Source organism: Streptococcus infantis (genome assembly GCF_000960085.1).
In the GTDB taxonomy this organism is placed as follows: domain Bacteria; phylum Bacillota; class Bacilli; order Lactobacillales; family Streptococcaceae; genus Streptococcus; species Streptococcus infantis_C.
In genome coordinates, this window is the sequence record NZ_JYGT01000006.1 from 83078 (window position 1) to 98788 (window position 15711).

The 15711-nt window shown below is 40.6% G+C and carries 15 protein-coding genes and 1 riboswitch; of the genes, 5 read left to right on the forward strand and 10 right to left on the reverse strand.

Annotated elements, in window-relative coordinates; translation table 11 throughout:
- Positions 1–55: 55 nt before the first annotated feature.
- Positions 56–868, forward strand: coding sequence for a Cof-type HAD-IIB family hydrolase (locus tag TZ94_RS02595; RefSeq protein WP_045613859.1), 813 nt, complete (start codon positions 56–58; stop codon positions 866–868).
- Positions 869–993: 125 nt separating this feature from the next.
- Here TZ94_RS02595 and TZ94_RS02600 read toward each other — a convergent pair whose 3' ends face one another.
- From TZ94_RS02600 to uvrA, 10 genes are all read right to left on the reverse strand, one after another.
- Positions 994–1431: an SP_0198 family lipoprotein gene (locus TZ94_RS02600; protein WP_045613860.1), complete on the reverse strand. Its 438-nt coding sequence runs from the start codon at positions 1429–1431 to the stop codon at positions 994–996.
- Positions 1432–1526: 95 nt separating this feature from the next.
- Positions 1527–2765 (reverse strand): bifunctional folylpolyglutamate synthase/dihydrofolate synthase, encoded by a 1239-nt coding sequence (locus tag TZ94_RS02605; protein ID WP_045613861.1) that lies wholly within the window; start codon positions 2763–2765, stop codon positions 1527–1529.
- Positions 2766–3029: 264 nt separating this feature from the next.
- Positions 3030–3335, reverse strand: coding sequence for a DUF1292 domain-containing protein (locus TZ94_RS02610; protein ID WP_004250503.1), 306 nt, complete (start codon positions 3333–3335; stop codon positions 3030–3032).
- A 15-nt stretch (positions 3336–3350) separates the two neighbouring features.
- The gene (gene ruvX, locus TZ94_RS02615; RefSeq protein WP_045613863.1) at positions 3351–3770 is read right to left on the reverse strand and encodes a Holliday junction resolvase RuvX; all 420 of its coding nucleotides are present in this window, start codon (positions 3768–3770) and stop codon (positions 3351–3353) included.
- Positions 3771–3773: 3 nt separating this feature from the next.
- The gene (locus TZ94_RS02620) at positions 3774–4040 is read right to left on the reverse strand and encodes an IreB family regulatory phosphoprotein (RefSeq protein ID WP_004250500.1); all 267 of its coding nucleotides are present in this window, start codon (positions 4038–4040) and stop codon (positions 3774–3776) included.
- Positions 4041–4137: 97 nt separating this feature from the next.
- On the reverse strand, positions 4138–4710 hold the full coding sequence (locus TZ94_RS02625; RefSeq protein ID WP_045613864.1) for an SP0191 family lipoprotein: 573 nt from the start codon (positions 4708–4710) through the stop codon (positions 4138–4140).
- A 60-nt stretch (positions 4711–4770) separates the two neighbouring features.
- On the reverse strand, positions 4771–5169 hold the full coding sequence (spx, locus tag TZ94_RS02630) for a transcriptional regulator Spx (RefSeq protein ID WP_006149601.1): 399 nt from the start codon (positions 5167–5169) through the stop codon (positions 4771–4773).
- A gap of 135 nt (positions 5170–5304) precedes the next feature.
- Positions 5305–7965: a magnesium-translocating P-type ATPase gene (mgtA, locus tag TZ94_RS02635; RefSeq protein ID WP_045613866.1), complete on the reverse strand. Its 2661-nt coding sequence runs from the start codon at positions 7963–7965 to the stop codon at positions 5305–5307.
- A 192-nt stretch (positions 7966–8157) separates the two neighbouring features.
- Positions 8158–8314, reverse strand: a riboswitch (M-box (ykoK) riboswitch).
- A gap of 50 nt (positions 8315–8364) precedes the next feature.
- Entirely contained in the window at positions 8365–9426 is a 1062-nt protein-coding gene (locus TZ94_RS02640) for a M24 family metallopeptidase (RefSeq protein WP_045613868.1), read from the reverse strand.
- Complete coding sequence (uvrA, locus tag TZ94_RS02645) at positions 9419–12250, reverse strand: excinuclease ABC subunit UvrA (RefSeq protein ID WP_045613869.1); 2832 nt, start codon at positions 12248–12250, stop codon at positions 9419–9421. Before uvrA ends, TZ94_RS02640 begins: the two co-directional genes overlap by 8 nt.
- Positions 12251–12392: 142 nt before the next feature.
- Here uvrA and TZ94_RS02650 point away from each other — a divergent pair, with 142 nt between their 5' ends.
- The 4 genes from TZ94_RS02650 to TZ94_RS02665 all read left to right on the forward strand — a co-directional run bounded on the left by TZ94_RS02650 (position 12393) and on the right by TZ94_RS02665 (position 15673).
- Positions 12393–13337 (forward strand): magnesium transporter CorA family protein, encoded by a 945-nt coding sequence (locus TZ94_RS02650; RefSeq protein WP_045613871.1) that lies wholly within the window; start codon positions 12393–12395, stop codon positions 13335–13337.
- Positions 13338–13349: 12 nt separating this feature from the next.
- Positions 13350–14024 (forward strand): DUF1129 domain-containing protein, encoded by a 675-nt coding sequence (locus TZ94_RS02655; protein WP_006146142.1) that lies wholly within the window; start codon positions 13350–13352, stop codon positions 14022–14024.
- A 200-nt stretch (positions 14025–14224) separates the two neighbouring features.
- A complete protein-coding gene (locus TZ94_RS02660; protein ID WP_004250486.1) occupies positions 14225–14488 on the forward strand; it encodes a SemiSWEET family transporter in 264 nt (87 codons plus the stop codon).
- Positions 14489–14635: 147 nt separating this feature from the next.
- The gene (locus tag TZ94_RS02665) at positions 14636–15673 is read left to right on the forward strand and encodes a S66 family peptidase (RefSeq protein WP_045613872.1); all 1038 of its coding nucleotides are present in this window, start codon (positions 14636–14638) and stop codon (positions 15671–15673) included.
- The last annotated feature ends 38 nt before the right edge of the window (positions 15674–15711 follow it).

Genomic DNA, 15711 nt, shown 5'->3' on the forward strand with positions numbered 1-15711 from the left:
CACTTTTTGATATAATAGAAAACATCTTATCTGAAACTAGATTCGGGAGGATTTTATGACTAAAAAAATGATTGCCGTTGATTTAGACGGAACTCTACTCAACTCTGAAAGCAAACTTTCTGACTTTACTATTAAAACAATTAAGAAAATCTCTAAAAAAGGCCACCAAGTCGTTATCGCAACCGGTCGCCCATACCGTATGGCCAAAGATTTTTATGACCAACTTGAACTTGAAACGCCTATGATCAACTTCAATGGTTCGCTCACTCACCTACCAGGCAAGACTTGGAAACATGAAAAGTGTCTGACTGTGGACAAAAAATACCTCTTGGATATCGTGAAGCGTAAAGAAGAAATTGAGGCAGACTTTATCGCTGGTGAATATCGTAAAAAGTTCTACATTACGGCCCCAGACCAAGAAATTGCCGATCCTAAATTATTTGGTGTTGAAAACTTTCGCCCAGAAAATCAATTCAAGTCTGACTTAGTTACTAAAGGACCTAACTGTATTTTATTACAAACTAGGGCAGACGATAAATATGCACTAGCTGAAGAGATGAACAGCTTTTACAAACACCAACTCAATATTAACACTTGGGGTGGCCCTTTGAACATTCTCGAATGCACTCCAAAAGGTGTCCACAAGGCTTTTGCCCTCGAATACCTTCTCAATGTCATGAATATCGACAAACAGAATTTGATTGCCTTTGGTGACGAACACAATGACCAAGAAATGCTTTCTTTTGCAGGTAAAGGCTATGCCATGAAAAACGCAAACCCTGCACTGTTACCTTTTGCAGACGAGCAATTACCATTGACTAACGAAGAAGATGGAGTCGCCCACTTTTTGCAGGAACGATTTCTTTAATTTCACTCATTCTATACTTTTTGGTGGACATTAGCTACCTTAAAAGTATGGAATTTTTTTGAGCTCAAAGTCAACGAAAAAAAGATTTGAATCTTTTTATCCAGATTCAAATCCTTATAAAATATCTATTTTTTTAAAACAATACGATCAGAAACGTCGCGATCCATGTCATCGATAATAATCTGGTTCTCCTCAGCTACATAAATCTTGACCTCGTCTCCGATAATAACTTTCTGATTTTCTGGTTCGAAGGTCACCTTCTTAACCTCTTGATCTCCGTCCGCTTCCACTTCTGTCCACGTTCCGGTATTTCCAGTAACTACAAGAGTAATGCTATCACCCTCGTCTTGTCCCTTGTAGGTCCCATCTAGATTAGTAGTTGTGTCAGTCTTTACACTAGTAGTAGAACTAAAAGCGCTGGTTTCTGACACTTGACTAGCGCTCGCCTCAGAGCTAGTGCTTGCTTGGGATGAAGGTGTCGATTTAGCTGTTGACGAACAAGCAACTAAAAGACTAAGACTTGCCACAGTAGCAAGAGAAAATGTAATTTTTTTTAGTGACATAATGTCTCCTTTCTTTCAGGAGCTAAAGGCAGAAAAACTGCAGAGTTATTCTACTTATACTATATTAAATAAAGGAAACAAGGTCAATCAACCAACTATGTTTTTATAAGGTAGGCACGAACTTCAGATATAAAATAGAGGGAACCTGTAACAAACAGTAAGTCTTTCTCCCCTGCAGACTTTTCAAAATCATCTATAAAGTCTCGATAGGAAGCAACTCTATGATAGCCACTCAAATCTTGCTCCTCCAAAGAGCCTTGATAGTCGAAACTCGTCACATAGAGAGCTGTATCAGGTAAATGATCTGTCAGATAAGTTAACATTCCGCTATAATCTTTACGCTTTAAAGCACCAAAAAGAATTTGAGCATGGTAGCCTTGCTGGATTTTTTCCTGGATAAATTCAACCAAACGTTCCAAGGCTGGTAGATTGTGAGCCCCATCCAGATAAATGTGCTCAGTGATAGCTTCTAGCCTTCCTGCCCATCTGGTAGCTCGCAAGGCGGCTCGTACTGCTTCTTGATCAACCTTCTCACCTCTCTGATTCATAAGCAATAGAAAGGCTTGTATGGCAAGAGCTGCGTTTTCCTCCTGATAGGCCCCTTCCAAACCTAGTTTTAGTTGGTTCAGATTCGCAAGAGAAGAAGAAAAATGACCATTCTTGAAAGAAAAATCTCGATCAGCTTGGTAGAGAGTCACATCCAAATCATGAGCAGTTCTTTGACAAACGAGCTGGGCTTCCGGTGCTAGATTGGCAATAAGAGCTGACTTGCCTGACTTAAAAATCCCTGCTTTCTGCTCAGCAATAGCTGCTAAACTATCGCCTAAAGTCTCCTGATGATCAAAGCCGATGGACGTGATAACAGCAATCTCTCCAGTTACCACATTAGTGGTATCAAGTAGTCCACCAATTCCAACTTCCAGCAAAACCAGATCCACTTCTTGCTCTTTAAAATAAAGCAAAGCAATCAAAGTCAACAACTCAAAAAAAGATAATTGATCATAAGTTTCTAGAAGTCTTTTCTCCATTGCTTTTACTTGATCAGCTAAACGAATGAAATCTGCATCCGATATGGGGTCTCCATTGATGCAAATGCGATCATGAATGCTGACAATATGGGGCGAAGTAAAGGTTCCAACTTTCTTGTCGTGAGAGACAAAAAGCTCTCTCATAAAGGCAATGGTTGATCCTTTCCCATTTGTCCCCGTCACATGGATAATTGGATAGGTTTGCTCAGGATTCCCCAGTAAATCCACTGCTTTTTGCATCCGTCCCAAACCTGATCTAAAATTCAATCCAATCCGACTATGGAGCCATTTTTCTACTTCAAACACGCTTATCTCCTTAATCTTTAATAAAAAAGCGAAGATTCTCTTCGCTTTTTACTTCATTTGCTAGAACCTAGCTTGTTTTAATTTCAATATGGGCTAAAAACATCCACTGGAGTCACCAGTTCTCTCTTATTTCAAGGAACTGGGCTGATACAGTCTCCCAGACTATCTGCGTTTTCAATTTCTAGCGCAGGGCTAAAAACATCCACTGGACTTACTGACGGTTCTTATTTTTAGCGTCAGGCTAAAAACATCCCCCGGATGTTTTTACTCCTCCATAAAGCTGTTGAAGACTTCTTCAATCATGTTCCATTCGTCATCTGAATCTTCAGGAATTGGTTGCAATTCGCCTTCTGTTCCGTCTTCATTTTCGATGAATGAGTATGCTTGAATTTCAACTTCGCCGTTTTCATCTTCTTCTGCATTAACTGGTACAAGAAGAACATAGTTTTTACCGAATTCTTCTTTTCCGTCAATAGTCAAAAGGATTTCAAACAAAGTTTCGTTTCCTTGCTCATCTACAAGTGTAATAAGTTCACGTTCTTCGTGATCGTGGTTGTGATCGTGTGACATAGTTTCTCCTCTGTCTTAAAATTTTCTATCTAAATAATTTTGCAAAATCAACTGAGCGGCTAATTTATCGATAACTTTTTTACGCTTATTACGACTAACATCTGCTTGCTCAATTAACATGCGCTCTGCAGCAACCGTGGTCAGGCGCTCATCCTGGTATTCTACTGGCAAACCAAAAAGTTCTTCCAGTTTTGCTCCATATGCTTGACTCGCTTCCACGCGCGGTCCACTGGTATTGTTCATATTTTTAGGTAAACCAACAACAAAGCGCTCCACCTTATAGCTATCAACCAATTCCTTGAGTCGTTCAAAACCGAACTCTCCCTGGTCTTCATTGATTTGGATGATTTCGAGCCCTTGTGCTGTAAACCCTAACGGATCGCTAATCGCTACTCCTACCGTTTTGGAACCAACGTCCAACCCCATAATTCTCATAGATTATAGATCGACTCCTTGTCCTTTAAGGTAGTAGCGGACCAATTCTTCAACAATCTCATCGCGTTCGTATTTACGGATTTGATTTCTTGCGTTATTGTAACGAGGAACGTAAGCTGGGTCTCCACTGAGAACATAGCCCACAATTTGATTAATAGGGTTATACCCCTTCTCATTCAATGAAGCATAGACTTCTGTCAATGTTTCACTAATTTCTTTTTTATTGGAATCATCCAATTTAAAACGTACGGTTTCTTCAGTAAATCCCATTCTAACACCCTCTTTCCTTAGAATAGTACTATTATAGCACATTCACAGTCGTTCTACAAATCACACAGTCTGATTTTGTTGATTTTCTGCGACTTTCTTACTGGACTGTCGCACCACTCGCAACTCGATTTGCGATATACTCTTCTGGTTCGTTTTTTAGTAGATTTTCTAATCCCACATTTTTTAAATATTCGCTTTCGCTTGCCTTTTTAACGTCTAGAACTTGAAAATCATAACTTGTTTTTGTTTCAATCTCGGTTTCACTTAAAAGATTGGTTTCAAGACTAAAACCAGGAATTTTTCGAGCTGCTTGAACTGACTCATCTTTATCCTCCACCTCTTTCAAAGCTTTCTTTGCATCTTCCAACCCATGTTCTGCAATGAAACTCTTGAGTTCATCTGAAACTGGTCGTTTCTGCTGAATCGTTAAGGTCAAGAATTGTTTGTCCTTATATGTAATGGTCTGAGTTTGTTTAACCCCATTTTCATTGGCTGGAAAAACTAGAGTTTTGGTAACCACAGTATTTTTTGCTGCATTTTCTAGAACTGGCAAATTAGATTGGAGAATTTCTGTCGTTGTATCTTTAGCAGGTTCCGCAGATTCTTTTTTCTGACCACAACCAGCTAGTAAAAATAGAAGGGCAACTATACCGATTACTATCTTCTTCATATTCAATTTTCCTTATTTACCTATCAAATAAGGCCAGGAGTCACTCCCAGCCTTTATGTTTTATAGTGCTGCACGTAAACGTGCTTCTGCATTTTCTACATTGCGGACAGAGCGTGGCAAGAAGGCACGAATGTCGTCTTCTTTATAGCCAACTTGCAAACGTTTCTCGTCAACAAGAATTGGACTTTTTAGGATACGTGGTGTTTCCATTATTAAGGTGAGCACCTCATTGACACTCAAATCTTCGATATCAACTCCAAGAGCTTTAGCGTAGCGATTCTTTGATGATACGATGCTCGCAATTCCATTGTCTGTTTTTGTTAGAATATCTAATAATTCTTCTCTAGAAATCCCCTCTTTACCGAGGTTTTGTTCTTTATAACTTAACTGGTGGGCATTGAGCCAGGTTTTCGCTTTTTTACAGCTAGTACAACTTGAGACTGTATAAATTTTGATCATGTACCTACCCCTTTCGCTACATGTTATTATCAGTTTAGTCTATTATACCATAAAAAACATCGGACTTGCGACCTATTTTTGAAAAAAATAAACTTTTTTTGAGTTTTTCCAACTTTTTTATTGACAAAACACGAACTATAACCACTCTCTGTACTTCTTAATGTAAAACTTCTTAATAACGGTAACGCTAAACATGTACAAGAAAATAATACCGACCAAGAACAAGAAGTATGGAAGTCCCAATGGAGCTAAACGAAGGATATTTACTAGTGGTCCATAAGGTAAACTAGTTACAAAGAAAGCTGCAACCAAAGTCATCAAAATCACAAGCCAAGCTGGTCTACTTTGTACAAAAGGAACTTTTGCTGTACGAAGCATATGGATAACCATGGTTTGAGACCACATAGATTCGATGAACCATCCTGTTTGGAACAAGATGATAAACTGAAGGGCAGATTCAGAACCATGAACATAATGATGGCCAGTCACCAAAGGAACAATGATAAAGTAGAGGAAGATAAAGGTCAAAATATCAAAGATAGATGAGATTGGACCCATCCAAACCATAAATCGTGTAATGGATTTTGCTTCCCATGTATGAGGTTGTTTGAGGAAGTCTTGATCCACATTATCAAATGGCAATGCCACACAAGACAAATCATAGACTAGATTTAGGACAATGAGATGAACAGGAGCCATTGGTAAAAATGGCAAGAAGATACTCGCAACAAGGAGTGAGAAGATATTCCCAAAGTTTGAACTAACGGTCATCTTGATGTACTTGGTCATGTTGGCGTAGACCTTGCGACCCTCAACGATACCTGTTTCAAGGACCATGAGGTCCTTGTCTAGCAAAATAACATCCGCAGTTTCCTTGGCGATATCAACTGCTGTATCCACAGAAATACCAACATCCGCCACCTTCATGGATGGGGCATCGTTAATACCGTCACCCATATAACCAACTCCATGACCATTTCTCTTCAACTGTTGAATGATACGCGCTTTTTGGTCAGGTGACAATTTAGCAAAGACTGTTACTTTTTCAACAACATCTGCCAATTCTTGGTCTGTCATTTGGTCGATATCAGCTCCCAAAAGGATATGTTCAACATCCAAACCAACCTTTTCACAGATGGCTTGGGTTACTTTTTCATTATCCCCAGTTAAAATCTTTGTTTTGACACCATGCTCAAGCAGAGCCTGAATAGCTGGTGCTGCAGATGGTTTTGGTGGATCCAAGAAGGCAAGATAACCAGTAAGGATCATGTCACTTTCATCAGTCACGGTATAAGCATAGTCTTCACGTAGACCTGATTTGTAACCTACACCTAAGACACGTAAACCTTGACGGTTTAATTGCGCAACTTCTGCTAGTACTTCTTGACGAATGTCTTCGGTTAGGGGAATGATTTCTCCACGGTACTCCACATGTGTCGAAATGTTCAACATTTCTTCTAAAGCGCCTTTGGTAACCATACTAACGACATTACTATCATCTTTGACGATAACACTCATGCGTCTACGTTCAAAATCAAATGGTAGTTCGTCGATTTTTTGGAAACTAGTATCTAAATTTTGTAGGATAGCGTGTTCTTTGGACTCTTTTTCAGTTCTACTGATGATAGCACGGTCCATCAAGTTTTTCAAACCGGTTTGAAAATGTGAATTTAGATAAGCTCTTCTTAAGACCGCCATATCCAAATCACCGTGGATATCCAAAGGATATTCTAAAACAATCTCATCCTGCGTTAAAGTTCCAGTTTTGTCCGTACATAGGATATCGATTGCTCCTAAGTCCTGGATAGCGTTGAGTTTTTTGATGACCACCTTTTCCTTGGCCATGATAATAGAACCTTTGGCCAAGCTGGCTGTAATAATCATTGGAAGCATTTCTGGTGTAAGTCCGACACCAACACTCAAGGCAAAGACTCCAGCCTCTAGCCAGTCTCCATCGGTCAAACCATTTGCAAAAAACACGATCGGAACCATGACAAGCATCAAACGAATCAAGAGCCAGGAAATGCTGTTCATTTCACGTTCAAAAGAAGTTGGTTCATCGTAGGTGTTGAGAGTCTGTTCAATAGCTCCCATCATGGTGTCATCACCAACAGCTAGAATCATAGCTGTAGCACTTCCTGAGATAACGTTTGTCCCCATGAAGGCTAAAGATTCTGCTTCTAACAGGCTCTCTACATTTTGAGTAGTAGCTTTATTTAAAGCAAGCTTTTCGACTGCATCACTTTCTCCAGTCAAACCTGACTGTTGAACAAAAAAGTCTCGTGATTCAAATAAGATGACATCTGCTGGAATCATATCTCCAGCGCTCAATTTCACAAGATCTCCCACAACCAACTCATCGATAGGCAACTCTTGTTCAAGACCATCACGAATAACAGTTGCTGTATTGACAATCATTTTTGAAAGATTGGTTGTTGCCTTGTCGCTCCGCAATTCTTGGACAAAACGAATACCTCCTGAAATCAAAACCAAGACAACGATAATGATAGAAGTCGTTGGATCCTCTTGACCGGGTTTGGCAAGCCAGACGTTTGTAACGAGAGAGATAAAGGCAATCACAAGCAAAATGATTGTGAAAGGATTGATAATGGACTCATAAATCTTTTTAAAGATGGAATCCTCTTGACCCTTTGTGATGGTGTTTTCACCATATAGGTCACGGTTTTCTTCGACTTGTTCTGAATCTAAGCCTTTTAGACTTGTATGGTAAAAAGCTAGACTTTCTTTGAATGGAGTTTGAATAGCTGCTGCTAATCTTTCTTTTGTAGTTTTCATTGGTTTCTCCTATCTGTATGAATAGTGATTTCATACACAGGGACCAATCACTTTATAAGGACAGAACGACACAAATCAGCGATTGGCTGTGTATGTGCGGTTCTGGATGATCGTCAATTTGCATCGTTTGTCTCCTTTCTTTGTTTTAAAACAGCAGAAAGTCCTGCCATAAAATGGCAGGACTAAAAAACTTATTGTCTGTTTTCGTTCAAGCTTTAACTCCATAGGGCGATGTAATGAGCTTAGTCTTGACCTTCGCGACCAGGACTGTTGACCAACGAGTAGTGTCTCCACTGCTTTGCGGTAGTCATCCGTATCCCTATGGTAGCCTCACCTACCGTTTTCGCCTTTCAGTATAAACCTTTAACTAGTAAAAGTCAACGATTTATCTCAATTTTCTTAGATTACGATTAATTCTTTTGGAGCAAGGGTTAATAACTCACAACCTGTATCTGTAATCAAGATATCATCTTCGATACGAACACCGTATTTACCTTCAATATAAATACCAGGTTCATCAGTCAAGACCATTCCAGATTTAATAACTTCTTTGGAAGTTTGGCTAAAGTAAGGTTCTTCGTGGATATCAAGTCCGATACCATGCCCGATACCGTGTGTAAAGTATTCGCCATAGCCTGCTTCTACAATAATATCACGAGGGATTTTATCAAAATCACGGAAACCTAAGCCATCCTTAGCTTGGTCAATCAGAGCTTGGTTAGCCTTCAAAACAGTGTTGTAGATTTCTGCTTGTTCATCACTGACATGGCCTAGATAGATGGTACGTGTCATATCACTGACATAGTGGTCATAAAGGCAACCGAAGTCCATGGTGATTGCTTCGCCTAGTTCTACTGGCTTGTGCATTGGGTGGGCGTGAGGTTTAGAAGAGTTGATCCCACTCGCTAGAATCGTGTCAAAAGACAAACCAGCAGCGCCTAATTCACGCATACGGAAGTCCAGGAAGTTGGCAATTTCAATCTCTGTCTTACCTGGCTTGATAAAGTCAAGAGCATCGTGGAAAGCTTGGTCTGAGATGGAACAAGCCTTACGAATAGTCGCAATCTCTGTCTCATCCTTAATCATACGAAGGGCTTCAACAAACTGTGTCTGTGGAACTAGTTCTAAACCTTCAAAGGCGGTTTGCATGCGATGGTAATAAGAAACTGAAATCTCATCTTCAAAACCGATACGAGAAAGGCCCATATCTTTTGCAATCTTTGCGATAGTTGCCAACTCATCACGTTCTGCAAAAATCTCAAAGCCAGTAACTTCTTGCTTGGCAGCGATAATATAGCGGGCATCTGTCACCAAGACTTGACGGTCACGACTGATAAAGACCGTTCCATTTGAACCCCAAAATCCTGTCAAATAGTAGACATTTTTAAGGTTATTGATAATGATTCCATCTAGTTCTTTTTCTTGCATTTTATCTAAAAATGCTTGCACACGTTTATTCATGATGTAACTTTCCTTTCAAATACTGTCCTGTATAGCTAGCTTCATTGGTAGCTACTTCCTCTGGTGTTCCTGTTGCGATAATAGTTCCGCCACCGACACCACCTTCTGGACCTAGGTCGATGATATGGTCTGCTGTTTTGATAACATCTAGATTGTGCTCAATGACGAGAACTGTATTTCCATCATCGACAAAGCGGGACAAAACGGTGAGTAGGCGAGCGATGTCCTCAGTATGCAACCCAGTTGTCGGTTCATCTAAAATATAGAAAGACTTACCTGTCGAACGCTTGTGGAGTTCACTAGCCAGCTTCATACGCTGGGCTTCTCCACCAGAGAGTGTCGTAGCTGGTTGTCCCAAAGTCACATATCCTAGACCAACATCTTTGATGGTCTGGAGTTTGCGTTGAATTTTCGGAATATGTTGGAAAAATTCTACTGCGTCATTGACCGTCATATCCAAGACTTGCGAGATATTCTTTTCCTTGTAGTGAACTTCTAGCGTTTCACTGTTGTAGCGAGTCCCATGACAGACTTCGCAGGCTACGTAAACATCTGGCAAGAAGTGCATCTCAATCTTGATAATCCCGTCACCCGAGCAAGCTTCACAGCGACCGCCCTTGACGTTGAAACTGAAACGCCCCTTCTTATAGCCACGAATCTTGGCTTCATTTGTCTGAGCAAAGAGGTCCCGAATGTCATCAAAAACACCTGTATAGGTAGCAGGGTTAGACCTCGGTGTTCGTCCGATTGGACTTTGGTCAATATCTATCAGACGGTCGATATGTTCAATCCCTGTAATGGTTTTAAACTTACCAGGCTTGTCTGAATTGCGATTGAGCTTTTGTGCAATGGCTTTTTTGAGAATACTGTTAATGAGGGTCGACTTCCCTGAACCAGAAACACCCGTTACTGCAATGAATTTCCCTAATGGGAAGCGAGCAGTGATATTTTGCAAGTTGTTCTCACGCGCACCTGTCACTTCGATAAAGCGACCATTGCCTACACGGCGTTCTTGCGGCACTGGAATCGCGCGTTTTCCTGATAGATACTGTCCTGTAATGGATTTGCTGTTGCGAGCTACCTGCTTAGGCGTTCCTGCAGCAACAATTTCTCCACCAAAGACACCCGCTCCAGGACCGACGTCAATCAAATAATCCGCCTCTCGCATGGTATCTTCATCATGTTCTACTACGATCAAGGTGTTCCCCAAATCACGCATCTTTTTCAGACTGGCAATCAGACGGTCATTGTCCCTCTGGTGAAGACCGATGGACGGCTCATCTAAGATATAGAGGACTCCTGAGAGATTGGAACCAATCTGAGTCGCCAAGCGAATACGTTGGCTCTCCCCACCTGATAATGTTCCTGCTGAACGAGAAAGTGTCAGATAGTTAAGTCCGACATTATTAAGGAAGGTCAAGCGGTCTTTGACTTCCTTAAGAATTGGACGAGCAATGATGGCTTCATTTTTTGATAGGGTCAACCGATCAATAGCTTCCAAATGGTCTGCGATGGAGAGGTCTGAAATTTCTCCGATATGGAGCCCTTTTTCTCCCCCTACTCGAACAGATAAGGCTTGGTCATTGAGACGATAACCATGACAAGTGCCACAAGTCAGCTCGTTCATATAGAGACGCATTTGTGTACGAGTGTAGTCGCTATTGGTTTCATGATAGCGACGCTTGATATTACCAATCACTCCTTCAAATGGAATATCGATATCACGAACTCCGCCGAATTCATTTTCATAGTGGAAATGGAATTCTTTCCCATCTGAACCATAGAAAATGAGATGTTTATTCTCTTCAGACAACTCCTCAAAAGGCGTATCCATATCCACTCCAAAAGCTGTCATGGCTTGTTCCAGCATATTTGGATAATAGTTAGAAGAGATTGGATTCCAAGGCGCTAAGGCTCCCTCGCGAAGAGTCTTGCTAGCATCTGGTACAACTAAATCCGTATCAACCTCTAGCTTGATTCCCAAACCATCACACTCACTACAGGAGCCAAAGGGTGCATTGAAGGAGAAGAGACGAGGTTCTAACTCTGGAACCGTAAATCCACATACTGGACAAGCATAGTGTTCTGAAAAGAGCAACTCTGAATCATCCATAGTATCAATAACGACATAACCTTCAGCGATACGGAGAGCTGCTTCAATCGAATCAAAAAGACGACTACGGATACCATCCTTGATGATGATACGGTCTACCACCACATCGATGGTGTGTTGTTTATTCTTTTCAAGTTCAGGAACTTCAGTCACATCATAGACAACCCCATCGACACGGACACGGACGTAACCATCCTTTTGAATCTTTTCAATCAGAGTCTTATGCTGACCCTTTTTCTTACGAATAACAGGAGCTAGAATCTGCAAGCGTTGGCGCTCTGGTAATTCCAAGACCTTGTCTACAATCTGTTCGACAGACGAAGCCTTGATAGCGCCATGTCCATTGATACAGTAGGGTGTTCCTACACGAGCATAGAGGAGACGGAGATAGTCGTTGATTTCCGTCGTAGTACCGACAGTCGAACGTGGATTTTTACTAGTCGTTTTCTGGTCAATGGAAATAGCAGGACTAAGACCATCGATAGAGTCCACATCTGGTTTCTCCATATTCCCTAAGAACTGACGAGCGTAGGCTGATAGACTCTCAACATAGCGACGTTGCCCTTCTGCATACAGGGTATCAAAGGCAAGACTGGACTTGCCCGAACCCGACAGCCCCGTCACCACAACTAGCTTGTCACGTGGAATTTCCACATCAATATTTTTTAAATTATGGGCGCGTGCCCCATGGATGACAATCTTATCTTGCATATTACTTCTTTCTAGTTCATTGTTGCTTTCCATTATACCAAAAAAAGTGAAATTCTATTACCAAAAAAGGCGAATTTGTAGTATAATAGTACGGTGCTAAAAATCACTTAAACACAGAATAGATTAGGAAAGGATAGGGGATATGAAACAAGTCTTTCTCTCAACAACAACTGAATTTAAAGAGATCGATACGCTCCAGCCGGGCACTTGGATCAATCTCGTCAATCCTACCCAAAGCGAATCGATGGAAATTGCTTCTGCTTTTGAGATTGATATCGCGGATCTCCGTGCACCACTCGATGCGGAAGAAATGTCTCGTATCACGATTGAAGATGAATACACTCTGATCATCGTAGACGTTCCCATTACTGAAGAGAGAAATAATCGCACCTACTATGTGACTATCCCCTTAGGGATTATCATCACAGAAGAGGCTATTATTACCACTTGTTTGGAACCTCTACCGCTTCTAGATATCTTCATCAACCGTAGACTTCGGAATTTCTATACCTTTATGCGTTCGCGCTTTATCTTTCAAATCCTCTACCGCAACGCTGAAATATACCTGACAGCCCTTCGTTCAATTGAACGTAAGAGTGACCAGATTGAAAGCCAGCTACATCAATCCACTCGAAACGAAGAATTGATTGAACTCATGGAGTTGGAAAAGACTATCGTCTACTTTAAAGCCTCTCTTAAGACAAATGAGCGCGTGATTAAAAAGTTGACCAGCGCAACTAGTAATATTAAAAAATACCTTGAGGACGAAGACCTGCTGGAAGATACCTTGATTGAAACCCAACAGGCCATTGAGATGGCAGACATTTATGGAAATATCTTGCACTCAATGACAGATACCTTTGCATCAATTATTTCAAACAACCAGAATAATATCATGAAAACCTTGGCCCTTGTGACCATCGTTATGTCTATCCCAACCATGATCTTCTCGGCTTACGGTATGAACTTTAAAGACAATGAAATCCCTCTAAACGGGGAACCAAACGCTTTTTGGCTCATCGTCTTTATCGCCTTTGCTATGAGTGTTTCTCTCACTCTTTACCTCATCCATAAAAAATGGTTCTAAACAGGAGTTATTATGTCACAGATTGATTTAAAAGAATTAACAAAGAAAAACCAAGAATTTATCCATATTGCAACCCAGCAATTTCTCAAGGACGGAAAAACAGATGCTGAAATCAAGGCTATCCTTGAAGAAGTCATTCCTCATATCCTCGAAGAACAACCAAAAGGAGTGACAGCACGTTCTATCTACGGAGCACCAACTCACTGGGCTCATAGCTTCAGCGAAAAAGAGCAATACGAAAAAGAACATCCAAAAGAAAACGACGATCCAAAATTGATGATGTTGGATTCAGCCCTTTTCATCACAGGATTATTTGCAGTAGTTAGCGCCTTGATGAGCTTCTTCTCAAACCAACCTGTGGCCTACGGATTGGTAACACTTATCAGTGTAGGGGCCTTTGGTGGAGTTGCCTTTTACCTGCTCTACCACTTCATCTACCGCTACTACGGACCAGATACTGACCGTAGCCAACGCCCACCATTCTGGAAATCACTTTTGGTTATGTTAGCAACCATGTTTGCCTGGGTCTTCATCCTCTTCTTGAGTAACTTCCTTCCACAAGCCATCAATATCAGCTTACCTCCTCTTGTTTTATTGGTTATCGGAGGAGCTCTCCTTGCCCTACGTTTCTACCTCAAAAAACGTTTCAACATCAAGAGCGCAAGTGCTGGACCTGCTAGATATTAAGATAAACAATAAAAGTAGTGTGTTTTACAGACAGACTACTTTTATTATGGCTCCAAAGCTTTTTTTTATTCTCCAAAGAAAAGTAGCTACATTTTCTAAAAACGTTCTAATGTAAAGTCTTTCCTTAGAATCCCGAGGTTTTGTCCTTGAATCCAAGTTGTTTTTCTGTTATACTAATAAAGTAATAAGGAGAAATATATATGACTAAACAGAGAATTAATCAAATTGTTGGTTCAATCGGTGCCTTTATCGGAATTATTGTATTTATAGCCTACATCCCTCAAATTTTTGCCAATTTACAAGGGAACAAAGCTCAACCATTCCAACCTTTATCAGCAGCTGTCTCTTGCTTAATCTGGGTCATTTATGGATGGACAAAAGAGCCTAAGAAAGACTGGATTCTAATCATTCCAAACTCGGCTGGGGTTATCCTTGGCGGACTGACCTTCCTTACTGCTCTATAAGAAATTAACTACTATAAAAGCAACCACATGATTGGTTGCTTTTTTACTACTTTCTTGATCTAAAAGCCTTCTTCTGACTCTAATTCTTGTTGTTTTCCCTCATCTTTTGTGATACAATAGCATCAATTTTTTCTAGGAGGATAATATATGACTTCTACTATTGGTATTATAAGTTTATCTAGTGGGATTATCGGAGAAGACTTTGTCAAACACGAAATGGACTTGGGTGTCCAACGTCTCAAGGGCCTCGGACTCAATCCTATCTTTTTACCCCATTCGCTAAAAGGCTTAGACTTTATCAAAGAACATCCTGAAGCTCGTGCGGAGGATTTGATGCAGGCATTTTCTGATGAAAGCATCGACATGATCTTATGCGCCATCGGTGGAGACGATACCTATCGTTTATTGCCTTATCTTTTTGAAAATGACCAACTACAAAAGGTTATCAAACAAAAAATTTTTCTTGGCTTCTCGGATACAACTATGAACCACCTCATGTTGCATAAACTAGGAATCAAGACTTTTTATGGTCAATCCTTTTTAGCAGACATTTGTGAGTTAGACAAAGAAATGTTGCCATACAGCCTCCACTACTTCAAAGAATTGATTGAGACGGGAAAAATCTCAGAAATTCGCCCTAGTAACGTTTGGTATGAGGAACGAACTGACTTCAGTCCCAAGGCTCTGGGAACACCTCGTGTCAGCCATGCAAATACAGGTTTTGACTTGTTACAAGGAACTGCCCAGTTCGAGGGAAAAATCCTCGGTGGTTGTCTTGAGTCTCTCTATGATATTTTTGACAACTCTCTACACGCAGATAGCACAGATCTCTGCCAAAAATACAAACTTTTCCCTGACTTATCCGACTGGAAAGGAAAGATTCTATTGCTAGAAACAAGTGAAGAAAAGCCTGAACCTGATGATTTTAAAAAAATGTTGCAGGCTTTAAAAGAAACTGGGATATTCGAAGTCATCAGTGGACTCTTGGTCGGAAAACCTATGGATGAAACCTTCTATGACGACTATAAGGAGGCTTTAATGGACACCATTGATAGCAATATCCCGATTGTCTATAATCTAAACGTTGGCCATGCTACACCAAGAACTATTGTCCCCTTTGGAGTCCACGCCCATGTAGATGCAAAGAAGCAAGTCATTCGCTTTGACTATAACAAAGAAAGCTGAGATGAATTTCTCAGCTTTTTCTATATTCTGCGATGTTC

What these genes read in the sequence shown, in the direction of transcription:
- TZ94_RS02595 (WP_045613859.1), top strand. Translation starts at nt 56, where the DNA reads ATGACTAAAAAAATGATTGCCGTTGATTTAGACGGAACTCTACTCAAC.
- TZ94_RS02600 (WP_045613860.1), bottom strand. Translation starts at nt 1,431, where the DNA reads ATGTCACTAAAAAAAATTACATTTTCTCTTGCTACTGTGGCAAGTCTT.
- TZ94_RS02610 (WP_004250503.1), bottom strand. Translation starts at nt 3,335, where the DNA reads ATGTCACACGATCACAACCACGATCACGAAGAACGTGAACTTATTACA.
- ruvX (WP_045613863.1), bottom strand. Translation starts at nt 3,770, where the DNA reads ATGAGAATTATGGGGTTGGACGTTGGTTCCAAAACGGTAGGAGTAGCG.
- TZ94_RS02620 (WP_004250500.1), bottom strand. Translation starts at nt 4,040, where the DNA reads ATGGGATTTACTGAAGAAACCGTACGTTTTAAATTGGATGATTCCAAT.
- TZ94_RS02625 (WP_045613864.1), bottom strand. Translation starts at nt 4,710, where the DNA reads ATGAAGAAGATAGTAATCGGTATAGTTGCCCTTCTATTTTTACTAGCT.
- spx (WP_006149601.1), bottom strand. Translation starts at nt 5,169, where the DNA reads ATGATCAAAATTTATACAGTCTCAAGTTGTACTAGCTGTAAAAAAGCG.
- mgtA (WP_045613866.1), bottom strand. Translation starts at nt 7,965, where the DNA reads ATGAAAACTACAAAAGAAAGATTAGCAGCAGCTATTCAAACTCCATTC.
- TZ94_RS02640 (WP_045613868.1), bottom strand. Translation starts at nt 9,426, where the DNA reads ATGAATAAACGTGTGCAAGCATTTTTAGATAAAATGCAAGAAAAAGAA.
- uvrA (WP_045613869.1), bottom strand. Translation starts at nt 12,250, where the DNA reads ATGCAAGATAAGATTGTCATCCATGGGGCACGCGCCCATAATTTAAAA.
- TZ94_RS02650 (WP_045613871.1), top strand. Translation starts at nt 12,393, where the DNA reads ATGAAACAAGTCTTTCTCTCAACAACAACTGAATTTAAAGAGATCGAT.
- TZ94_RS02655 (WP_006146142.1), top strand. Translation starts at nt 13,350, where the DNA reads ATGTCACAGATTGATTTAAAAGAATTAACAAAGAAAAACCAAGAATTT.
- TZ94_RS02660 (WP_004250486.1), top strand. Translation starts at nt 14,225, where the DNA reads ATGACTAAACAGAGAATTAATCAAATTGTTGGTTCAATCGGTGCCTTT.
- TZ94_RS02665 (WP_045613872.1), top strand. Translation starts at nt 14,636, where the DNA reads ATGACTTCTACTATTGGTATTATAAGTTTATCTAGTGGGATTATCGGA.